The organism is Streptomyces sp. NPDC126510 (assembly GCF_040302345.1).
Taxonomy (GTDB): domain Bacteria; phylum Actinomycetota; class Actinomycetes; order Streptomycetales; family Streptomycetaceae; genus Streptomyces.
Map to the genome: position 1 here is coordinate 1 of NZ_JBEORR010000085.1, position 5,871 is coordinate 5,871.

General features: G+C 65.6%; 4 protein-coding genes and 1 pseudogene. 4 read left to right on the plus strand and 1 reads right to left on the minus strand.

Annotation, left to right across the window (positions count from 1 at the left end; translation table 11 throughout):
• Window positions 1–100 precede the first annotated feature (100 nt).
• The gene (locus tag ABTX60_RS42960) at window positions 101–1,021 is read left to right on the plus strand and encodes an alpha/beta hydrolase family protein (protein WP_352102038.1); all 921 of its coding nucleotides are present in this window, start codon (window positions 101–103) and stop codon (window positions 1,019–1,021) included.
• A gap of 12 nt (window positions 1,022–1,033) precedes the next feature.
• On the opposite strand, the gene ABTX60_RS42965 is transcribed toward ABTX60_RS42960, so the two are convergent.
• Window positions 1,034–3,970: a tetratricopeptide repeat protein gene (locus tag ABTX60_RS42965; RefSeq protein WP_352102039.1), complete on the minus strand. Its 2,937-nt coding sequence runs from the start codon at window positions 3,968–3,970 to the stop codon at window positions 1,034–1,036.
• Between the two features lie 784 nt (window positions 3,971–4,754).
• Here ABTX60_RS42965 and ABTX60_RS43395 point away from each other — a divergent pair.
• The 3 genes and pseudogenes from ABTX60_RS43395 to ABTX60_RS42980 form a co-directional block, all read left to right on the plus strand.
• A pseudogene (locus ABTX60_RS43395) lies at window positions 4,755–5,153 on the plus strand (DnaB-like helicase C-terminal domain-containing protein); the annotation flags it as partial.
• A gap of 79 nt (window positions 5,154–5,232) precedes the next feature.
• The gene (locus ABTX60_RS42975) at window positions 5,233–5,457 is read left to right on the plus strand and encodes a hypothetical protein (RefSeq protein WP_502992504.1); all 225 of its coding nucleotides are present in this window, start codon (window positions 5,233–5,235) and stop codon (window positions 5,455–5,457) included.
• Between the two features lie 83 nt (window positions 5,458–5,540).
• Window positions 5,541–5,819: a hypothetical protein gene (locus tag ABTX60_RS42980; RefSeq protein WP_352102041.1), complete on the plus strand. Its 279-nt coding sequence runs from the start codon at window positions 5,541–5,543 to the stop codon at window positions 5,817–5,819.
• Window positions 5,820–5,871: the final 52 nt, after the last annotated feature.

The window sequence follows — 5,871 nt, forward strand, 5'->3', positions numbered from 1 at the left end:
GTGCGGTGAAGATTCGACACCTCCACCACACACGGGGGCCTTCGCCATGATCAAGCCCGGCCAGTGTCAACAACGCTCGTGATCAATACAGCTAGAACCTATGAGCCAGATCGTGCTGGTCCACGGGATTGGGCAAGAGCAGGAGCAGGCAGACCCGCTGGAGCAGGTTTGGCTCCCGGCTCTGGCCGGCGGCGTCCGTGCCGCGAAGCAGCCGGGTCTGGCTGACCGGCTGTGGAGAGATTCGAAGCCGGGAGATCTGGAATGCCGGATGGTGTTCTACGGCGATCTGTTCCTGGCCCCGGGCCGGATGGGCAACAGCCAGACGGTGGATGATCTGACACTGCAGCAACAGGAATTGGCAACCGAGCTGGCGGTGGAGTGGCTGCGCCAGGCCGAGCAGCGCGCAAGGGAGACGGAGGATCGGGACGAGGCCTACCGCCAGCGACACACCATCGATGGACAGACAGCAGGTCGTCAGGGAATGCGCGCGGCCGGGCGACCGGTGCTCAATGCTCTGGCCCGGCTGCGCTGGTTCGCTCCGGCGGGCATGACGCTGGCGGAACGGTTCGCCGATCGGTCGCTGGCCCAGCTCACCCGGTACCTGACCGAGGAGGCGTTGCGTGAGGAGGTACAGCGGCGGATGGCCCAGCATGTCGGGGCCGAGACGGTCGCCATCATCGGACATTCGCTCGGCTCAGTGGTGGCGTTCCAGGCCGCGCACCGGCTGACCCGGGAGCTGCCCCTATTGATAACGCTCGGCTCTCCCCTGGGCCTGCGGACACTGGTCTACGACCGCCTGCCTGAGGACAAGGAGGTGCCAGCGAAGGTGCGGCGATGGGTGAATTTGGCGGCCAGGGACGACCTTGTTGCCGCAGTGCTGGACTTGCGAGAGTTGTTCAAAGACCCGCGCGGCGTTTTGGAGTCGGACTGGACTCTGGACACGGGCTCCGAGCCACACCAGGCAAAGTTTTACCTGACGAAGGAACAGGCAGGGGCGGCGGTAGCGGCTGCGTTCCAGTAGCGCATGCGCTGTCTAGCCGGAGGTATGAGTTCCATCGCCGCCACCTCGTGCCAGGCCCCATTGTACCGTCTGGGTACGTGGGTGCTCACGACCGAACACGCGGACGAACTCCGGCAGCATCTCCCGCCACAGCCCCATGGCCTCTTCGTGGTGGCCGTCTTCGTACATCCAGTAGGCGATGTTGTGGCGGGTGATGAGGGTGTCGGGCTTGTCGGGCCCGAGCACTCGCTCGAAGTCGGTGAGCAGTTCGGTGAACAGTTCCACGGCGCGTGCGGGCATGCCGGCTCGTCCGGTCCAGCCGGCATGCCCGCCTCGGGCGATCAGAGTGTCGGGGTGGTTGGATCCCAGGACTCGCTCGAAGTGGGGGACCAGTTCGGTGAGCAGGTCCGCCGCCCGCCCGGCCTCCCCGCTCCGGCCGGTGTAGATGGCGATCTCGTGCTGGGTGGTGAGCGTGTCGTGGTGGTCGGCTCCCAGCACTCGCTCTCGGTCGGGGAGCAAGTCCTTGAGTTGTTCCAAGGCGCCTTCTGTGTCGCCGGTCTCCCCGGTCCAGGACGCCATGTTGTGGCGGGTGGTAAGAGTGTCTGGGTCGTCATCGCCGAGCGCCCGGACCTGGTCGGGGAGGAGCTCTTTGAACAGTTCCACGGCGTGCTCGGCTGCTCCGGCCGTTCCGGTCTCGCCGGTCCACTCGGCGATGTCGGCTCTGACAGTCAGGGTGTCGCGGTGGTTGGGTCCGAGTACCTGGTCGAAGTCGGGGAGGAGCTCTTTGAACAGCTCCATCGCGCGCTCGGGATGTCCGGCGTCGCCGGTCCAGGATGCGATCTGCCTCCGGGTGGTGAGGGTGTACGGGTCGTCGTCGCCGAAGTGGCCAGCGAGTTCATGGTGCCAGCGCTGCCAGCGATGCAGATTTTCGACCGGGATCGCGGAGGCGCGAGCCTTGAGGCTGTGGAGGACCTGCTCATGTTCGCCGCAGTGCCACAGATGGTCGGGCTCGGCGCGCTGTGCGTAGTCCTGCAGCGGTTCTAGGGAATTGGCGGGGGTGCGCTGGTCGGCCGGGGCGAGGGCGGCGATGGAGATAGCGAGGGCGCGGTGGCCTGCGCTGACGTCGACCCTGAACGTACCTTGTTCGCTGTCCAGACTTCCGGTGAGGAAGTCGGCCAGGGACTGATGGAACAGCCCGTAGAGCATGGTGGCGGACGCTCCCTCGCCGGCCGGTGCACGTGCGACATAGGTGCGCAGGGGCTCCAGGCACTTGTCGAGCTCGGTTTCGTCCATGGCCGGCGCACCCAATTCCTGACAGGCGCGTTGCAGGAGTGCCTGCGGGAGTACAGCACCGGGGCCGGCTGCGGCCAGCACGGTGAACGCGGCTTTGACCGGTGAGCCCTCGGCGGCCCAGTAACGGTTGCCCCTCAGAGCCTTGTCGACGATGCGGTTGTAGACGTCGGCCAGGCCGGAAGGCACCTCGTGCGGAGCGAGCGTGGGCTCTTTTTTTGCGTAGTCGGCGAGCAGGGAGGCGACGAGCCAACTTCCTTCGCTTCCCGCGACGACCGCCTTATGCAACCAAGGCTGCACATCCATGTCGTCCAGGTAGGCCTGCAGGTCCTTGTCGGAGGCAGCATCCACAACGACTTCGCATCCGGCCGGGGGCGGAGCCGCGTCCGGCCGCGAGGAGACCACTATCCGAACGTCGGCGCCGCCTTGGCGGGGAAGTTGCAATAGCCTTATCAGGTCACTCATTTCGTCGGCCGGGACCTTGGACAGCTGGTCGAAGCCGTCCAAGGCAATCCGAACGGGAGTGTGGATCGGCAAGCGACTCAGCGGCCCGAGCAGACACTGCTGGGCTTCGGTCATGTTCGCCCGCTCGACGGGAGGGAAGCGCTCGTTGAAATCGCCCCGGGCCTTTTTGAATTCGGCGACAGTGGAGACCAGTTGGTTGGCTAGCACTTGGGCCACACCGCCGGAGGTCTCCTCCGCCTGCAACAGTCGCAGGGCGTGCACGAAGCCCGCAGGTACCACGGTCGGCGCGACTTCGGACCTGGTCAACGCTCCCATCACGGTCGTCTTTCCGAAGCCGGCCGGACCGCGCACCACCACGTAGCGGTGCGCGCGCGAGGCGGCCACAACCTGCTCGAGCGGCGAGGTCAGGCGGAAATGCATCAGTGCGCGGCGCAGCCCGTCCAGATCGCCGGAGAGAACCGGCAGCGATTGTCGCGTGAGGGCTGCGTTGTTCGCCACCCACAACTCGGAATCATCCTTCAGCCCGTCCAGGGACACAAGCGCAGGTTGCTGTCGGCGTTCCGCCAGTTCCGCTGCCCGCTTGAGGTCACGACAGACCAGGTGTTGGTCCAGGGCGATGTGTCCGGTGCGCAGGAGTGCGGCAATGGTGCGACTGAAGGAACAGTCCCATGCCGATTCGTCCATGTTCGCCGCGGACAGCACCTGGAATCGGCGCCTCAAGTCCTGGTCGAGGCTTGTCCACTCGGCGGCGGCCTGGGCCACGCCTGCTCCGGATACGCACGCATCGATGAGGAGGATCAGGCCGAGACGGCTGCGCCCGACGAAGAGTTCTTTAAGCTGTTGAGGGAGGTGGTAAGGGCCGTCGGGTCTCCCGAGCTGTGCTTCGGTCGAGCCGTGCGGTAGGACGTAGAAGTCTTTGTTTCTGACCGTGCCGTGGCCGATCCACGCCAGGATCAGCAAGCCTTCCTGGGCCCGCTCGGCAGCGTCCGCGACTGCCGTCATCGTTGTCCAGGTATCCTGGTCGAGCAGAAGTGAACGACCGTCGGGGAGAGCAGCTTTACAGCCGCCAAGCTGCGGATCCCGCAGGACGGTATCCAGCTCCCTCGCCACTTGGGGAAGCGTCGGCAGATTCTGGCCCGTCGTCTGCGAGGCGATGACCAGCGAGAATCTGAAATCACCATTATCCATAGGACCGTCGTATCCACTGCTGGTCATGATTGCTTCCTGGCGATGCCCGCCGAATGGATGCGGCTCAGAATCGTGAGGATGAACTTCCCTGGATAATGGGACCAGGTGCGCCCAAGCGGACCGGGGGTGGAAAACCGGCCTTTCTTGCACATTCGCCGCAGCACGACAGCGGCAGATCCTCTGCCTTTGTGTGGCCCGGCACTTCACTGGGCTCGCACCCGAGAAGTTTGCCGATCATGAACTTTGCGTAGTCGGGGGGCACTTCGAAGCGTGTCATTGTGTCCGCCAACCATTTGCCGTCCCCTCGGAGGTACAGCACGGTGTTGGTCGGTTTTCTGCAGTTAAATCCGATGCACGTGGGATTCATGACTCCTGCCATGTGCTGTCGGCAGTGCCGTCCTGTGGTGACTGAGAGCAGTCGAGTCGGATTGATGTTGTGCCTATATCTATTTCACACCCGTGCTCTGAGAGGCGCAAACCCTTGTGTCAGCGGTGGAGGTACGGCATCGACTTCAGAGGATCTGCCTGTCATGCCCATGTTTGCCGGACCTTCCGGGCTGGAGCGAACATTCGAGGGCTGGTGATGGTCCGATCCGACGAGTGGATAGCTGTACCAACAATCCGGGTGCTCATCATCAGTGGCCCCAAGGCCCGAGTTCGACCGCCTGCCAGTCGGTGCCATCGAAGTCATAACCCGGTCGGGGAACGGGCCGCTGCGCGTCCCGGACCCTCCGTCGGCGGCCCGTTGGCCGCTGTACGGCGCGGTCGTGCTTGGCGCGGGCGGCCTGGGGTCACGCGGACCGGTGTGCTGGTGGTGGCATACGGCGTTGCGGACCCGCCGGAGCGCCACGCGCGGCAGTCGACCTACGACTGCGTCACCGAGATCAGCCGCGAACTCAAGATCCTCGCCTCCGACACCGGCGCCGTGATCATCGCCCTGGCCCAGCTCAACCGCGGGCCCGAGCAACGGCAGGACAAGCGGCCAGCGGTGAGCGACCTGCGCGACTCCGGCGCCCTGGAGCAGGACGCCGACGCGATCATCCTGCTGCACCGCGAGGACTACTACGAGCCCGAGTCCGAGCGTGCCGGGGAGACCGATCTCATCGTGGCAAAGCACCGCAACGGGCCCACGGCGACCGTGACCGTGGCCCACCAGTTCCACTACAGTCGCCTGCGCGACATGTCCGGCGCGGAAGAACCGGCCCTCTAACCGCCCTGGACGCCGCTGTGCGGCGCGATCAGCCTGCCGCCGGGCAAAGTTCCCCCGGCCCGGCCATGATCGCCCCACAGTGGCCCACACGGCCGATCATGAACGGAGAGCCCTAAATGGGCATCGTGGAAGACGGCCTGAACCGGGCCGTGCAACGGCCCAGGACGCGGGGGCCAGCGAGCAGCAGCTGCGCGACCTCGCGGGCCAGGCGCTCGGCGAGGTCTACTTCCGTGACGGCGGGCGCCGCGCCCAAGGTCTGGACGTGGAGTTCACCGACATCGAGCAACTGGACTTCGACCTGTAGGCACTGCTGCCCGCCCCGTGACGGTAGTGAAATCGCTACCGTTTTCTCAACCTCCGGTGGTTCGCCGGATTGGGAGGACCAAGATGATCCGCGCCGGACGCCGGCACCTGGTGCGCACTCTCGCCGACATTGCTGTGCAGCAGGGCATTGCCGTGCCAACTCTGCTCAGTTCGGGCCGCCTGCAGGCCGAAGGGTTCCCCGCGCCGCTGAGCGCGGGCCGCACCCGGCTCTATGACGGCGAGCAGGTCGACGCCTACTTCGCCGGGCGCCCAGTCCCGGAGCTGTCGGCGGCGGACGACGAGGAGAACCTGGACGACGAGGTGCGACGTGCTGGTTTGGTGTCAGTGGGTGAGTGTCAGTGACGGCACGTCAGAACTGAGCGTTTTCGCTGGTGGGGTGCTGAGTAAGGGTGGG